This is a genomic window from Roseomonas sp. TAS13 (assembly GCF_001950415.1).
GTDB classification, from domain to species: Bacteria; Pseudomonadota; Alphaproteobacteria; order Acetobacterales; family Acetobacteraceae; genus Roseomonas; species Roseomonas mucosa.
Genome location: NZ_BDLP01000387.1, coordinates 1 through 3868 on the forward strand (window position 1 = coordinate 1; position 3868 = coordinate 3868).

Below are 3868 nucleotides of genomic sequence, written 5' to 3' on the forward strand. Positions count from 1 at the left end.
CCTTTCCGGGCTTCGCCGCCCTCCTCGCCGTGGCCATGGCCCTGGCGCGGCAGCATCCCCTGCTGCTGCTTCCCTTCGGCCTTGCCCTCGCCCTGTCGCTGCCGGCCCTGGCGCGGCAGGCGGAAAGGCTGGCCGGGGACCTGCCCATCGCCTCGGGCCGCCATGCCCTGCTGCCTCTCTGGGGCGGTCTGGCCCTCGCGGTCCTGGTGGGGCTGGGCGCGGCGTTCTGAGCCGAAGGGCGGCTTTGTTCCGCCCCTCGCGCCGGTACGGGCGCGGCGCCCCATGAGCGGATGAGCCGCCCCCCGGGGGCAGGCGGCCGCTCAGGTCGGGGTGGTGTGCTCGTGCAGGAAGGCTTCCAGTGCCCCGGCCACATGCGCCACATGGGCGCGCAGCAGGGTAACGGCCGCGGCGACCTCGCCCTGGCGACAGAGGTGCACCATCTCGCGGTGCTCGCGATCGGCGCGGGCCAGTTCCAACGGATCGGCGGAAAGCTGCAGCCGCGTGTAGCGGTCGCATTCCTGCAGCAGGTTGGCGACCAGCGCCTCGGTGCGCGGCTTGCCGGCACGGCTGTAGAGCAGGCGGTGGAGCTGCGTGTTCAGCTCTCCCCAACGGCCGGTCTCGCCCTCGGTCAGCGCATGGGAATATTCGGCCAGGACGCGGTCCAGCGCGGCGAAATCCGCCTCCGTCAGGCGCGGCGCGGAATGTTCCAGCAGGCGCGGCTCCAGCAGCGCGCGCAGCTCGAAGGCCTCGCCCACCTCCTCTGCCGAAAGGGCCGCGACGGTAGCGCCCTTGTGCGGGGATATCCGCACGAAGCCCTCGGCCTCCAGCTGGAACAGCGCCTCGCGCACAGGGATGCGGCTGACGCCGAATTCCTCGGCAAGGCTGTCCTGGCGGAGCTGCGCGCCAGCCGGATAGCGCCCGTCCAGCACGCGGCGGCGGATCTCCTCCAGCAGGGCGGCCGAGACGGTACGGTGCTTCAGCGGCGCGTTCATCCTGTCTCCTTTCCGCCCTTCCGGCATGCCGCCGGGCAGGTGGGGGCCTGATGTGGCACCGGGGCCGCGGCCTGTCATCGGGCGCAGAAAAGCATTGACTCGGATATTGTATAAAATCTACGAAGACGCCACCAGCAATCCCGTGAGCACCGGAACCGAGCCATGAACGCCAAGATCGACTGGCAGGGCGTCTTCCCCGCCGTGACCACCCAGTTCCGCGACGACCACAGCCTCGACGTGCAGGCAACGCACCGCGTGATGCAGGCGCTGATTCGCGACGGCGTCTCGGGCCTGATCGTCTGTGGCACGGTGGGCGAGAACTGCTCCCTCTCGAAGGAGGAGAAGCTGGCGGTGATGGAGGCGGCCAAGGATGCCGCCGGCGGCCGCGTGCCGGTGATCGCCGGCATCGCCGAGTTCACCACGCCCTTCGCCGCGGCGATGGCGAAGGAGGCCGCGCGCATCGGGCTGGACGGCATCATGGTGATGCCGGCGCTGGTCTATTCCTCCAAGCCGCACGAGACCGCCGCGCATTTCCGCGGCGTGTCCAAGGCCACCGACCTGCCGGTGATGGTGTACAACAACCCACCCATCTACAAGAACGACGTGACGCCCGCCATCCTGGCCTCGCTGGCGGATTGCGAGACGGTCGTCTGCTTCAAGGAATCCTCGGGCGACGCGCGCCGCTTCACCGACCTGCGCAACATGGTGGGCGACCGCTTCCGCATGTTCGCGGGCCTGGACGACACCGTGCTGGAAAGCGTGATGCTCGGCGCCGAGGGCTGGGTCTCCGGCATGTCCAACGCCTTCCCGGCCGAGGGCGAGGCGCTGTTCCGCCTGGCCAAGGCGGGCCGCTATGCCGAGGCGCGGGCGCTCTACGACTGGTTCATGCCGCTGCTGCACCTCGATGCTCGGCCGGACCTCGTCCAGTGCATCAAGCTCTGCGAGCACATCATGGGCCGCGGCACCTCTCTGACGCGCCCGCCCCGCCTGGAACTGCCGGAGGCCGAGCGCGCCGAGGTCGAGGCGCTGATGCGGGCGGCGCTGGCGAAGCGGCCGAAGCTGCCGGCGGACCTCGCCCTGCCCCAGGCGGCCTGACCCGCCTACCCCGTCCCGACACAGCCCCCATCAGGCGCGTGCCGGGACGGACCGGCCGCGCAGGAGTCATCCGCCATGACACTGCACCGCCGCACGCTTCTTTCCGGTGCCGCCGGCCTGGCCGGCGCCGCCAGCCTCGCCCGGCCGCATCTCGCGCGCGCCCAGGGCGGCAAGAGCGCCACGCTGCGCTTCATCCCCTCGACGCCGCTGCCCTCGCTCGATCCGGTCATCGCGACCAGCTATGTCATCCGCAACCACGGCTACCTGATCTACGACACGCTCTTCGCCACCGACGAGACGTTCGCGATCCGGCCGCAGATGGTGAGCGAATGGCAGACCGCGCCGGACGGGCTGAAATGGACCTTCCACCTGCGCGACGGCCTCGCCTTCCATGACGGACAGCCGGTGCGGGCGCAGGACTGCATCGCCTCGATCCAGCGCTGGTCGAAGCGCGACGCCTTCGGCCAGACCTTCGCCGCATTTGTCGAGGGCTACGACGCCGATGACGCGCGCACCTTCTCGGTGCGGCTGAAGAAGCCCTTTCCGATGCTGCCGGCGGCGCTGGGCAAGCTGTCCTCCAACGTGCCCTTCATCATGCCGGAGCGTGTCGCCCAGACCGACGCCAGCAAGCCCATCGCCGATGCCACCGGCTCCGGCCCCTGGCGCTTCGAGGCGAAGGAATGGATCCCGGGGCAGAACGCCATCTACACCCGCAACGCCGCCTACAGGCCGCGCGAGGAAGCGCCCTCCTGGGCCGCGGGCGGCAAGGTGGCGAAGATCGACCGCATCGAATGGCTGGCGCTGACCGAGCCCGCCGCCGCCGTGGGCGCCATGGTGCAAGGGGAAGTGGACTGGTACGAGCAGCCGCCGATCGACCTGCTGCCGGTGCTGAAGCAGAACCCGCGGATCCGCATCCAGAACGTGCCGCTCGGCCTGATCCTTCTGATGCGCTTCAACCATGGGCAGCCGCCCTTCGACAATCCGGGCATCCGCCGCGCCGTGATGATGGCGATGCGGCAGGACGACTACATGCAGGCGGTGGTCGGCAGCGCGGAGTACTACAAGGAGGCGAAGACCTTCTTCACCCCGGGCTCGCCCATGTCCACCGGCGCCGGCGGGACCGAGGCGATGCAGGGCAGCCTGGAGAAGGGCCGGGCCATGCTGAAGGAGGCGGGCTACAAGGGCGAGAAGGTCGTCCTGCTCGCCCCGGCGGACCAGCCCATTGCCTATAACCAGTCGCTGGTGACGCAGGAGCTGCTGAAGAACCTCGGCATGACCGTGGACCTGATCTCCACGGACTGGGCCACCTTCATCGGCCGCCGTGCCAACCGTGGCCCGGTGGAGCAGGGGGGCTGGTCGGTCTTCCACACGCTCTGGTCCGGCGCCGATGTGCTGAACCCGGCGCTGCACCCGCTGATCCGCGCCAATGGCGAGGCCGCCTGGTTCGGCTGGCCGAAGGACGAGGCGCTGGAAGGGCTGCGCGACCAGTGGATCGCCACCGACAATGAGGCGAGGCAGAAGGAACTCGCAGCGCAGATCGAGCGCCGCGCCTTCGAGGTGGTGCCCTATGCCCCGGGCGGGCTGGTGCAGCAGCCCATGGCCTATCGCGACAGCCTCAAGGGCATGGTGCTCTCGCCGGTGCAGTTTTTCTGGAACATGGAAAAGGCGGCCTGAGCCGCGTCAACGGGGGCTGACGTAGCCCTTGGGGGCAAGGCGCCGCCTCGCCCCCAAACCCCCACTCCGCCAGGACCCTGCCTGTCTCTTGATCACAAGTCTCGACG

At 69.8% G+C, this 3868-nt stretch carries 4 protein-coding genes; 3 read left to right on the top strand and 1 reads right to left on the bottom strand.

Annotation, left to right across the window (positions count from 1 at the left end):
• Positions 1-230 (top strand): hypothetical protein (locus ROTAS13_RS27415; RefSeq protein WP_171979181.1); only part of this gene is annotated, 230 nt, incomplete at its 5' end.
• Between the two features lie 90 nt (positions 231-320).
• Here the strand turns inward: ROTAS13_RS27415 and ROTAS13_RS20655 are convergent.
• Positions 321-992, bottom strand: a complete 672-nt coding sequence (locus tag ROTAS13_RS20655; RefSeq protein ID WP_075823270.1) for a GntR family transcriptional regulator — start codon at positions 990-992, stop codon at positions 321-323.
• A gap of 162 nt (positions 993-1154) precedes the next feature.
• Here ROTAS13_RS20655 and ROTAS13_RS20660 point away from each other — a divergent pair, with 162 nt between their 5' ends.
• Together ROTAS13_RS20660 and ROTAS13_RS20665 are read left to right on the top strand one after the other, a co-directional pair.
• Positions 1155-2087 (top strand): dihydrodipicolinate synthase family protein, encoded by a 933-nt coding sequence (locus ROTAS13_RS20660; RefSeq protein ID WP_019459267.1) that lies wholly within the window; start codon positions 1155-1157, stop codon positions 2085-2087.
• A 75-nt stretch (positions 2088-2162) separates the two neighbouring features.
• On the top strand, positions 2163-3761 hold the full coding sequence (locus ROTAS13_RS20665; RefSeq protein ID WP_075823271.1) for an ABC transporter substrate-binding protein: 1599 nt from the start codon (positions 2163-2165) through the stop codon (positions 3759-3761).
• Positions 3762-3868: the final 107 nt, after the last annotated feature.

Bases quoted from the DNA above. Each gene is read 5' to 3' on its own strand.
- ROTAS13_RS20655 (WP_075823270.1), bottom strand. From the start codon at position 992: ATGAACGCGCCGCTGAAGCACCGTACCGTCTCGGCCGCCCTGCTGGAG.
- ROTAS13_RS20660 (WP_019459267.1), top strand. From the start codon at position 1,155: ATGAACGCCAAGATCGACTGGCAGGGCGTCTTCCCCGCCGTGACCACC.
- ROTAS13_RS20665 (WP_075823271.1), top strand. From the start codon at position 2,163: ATGACACTGCACCGCCGCACGCTTCTTTCCGGTGCCGCCGGCCTGGCC.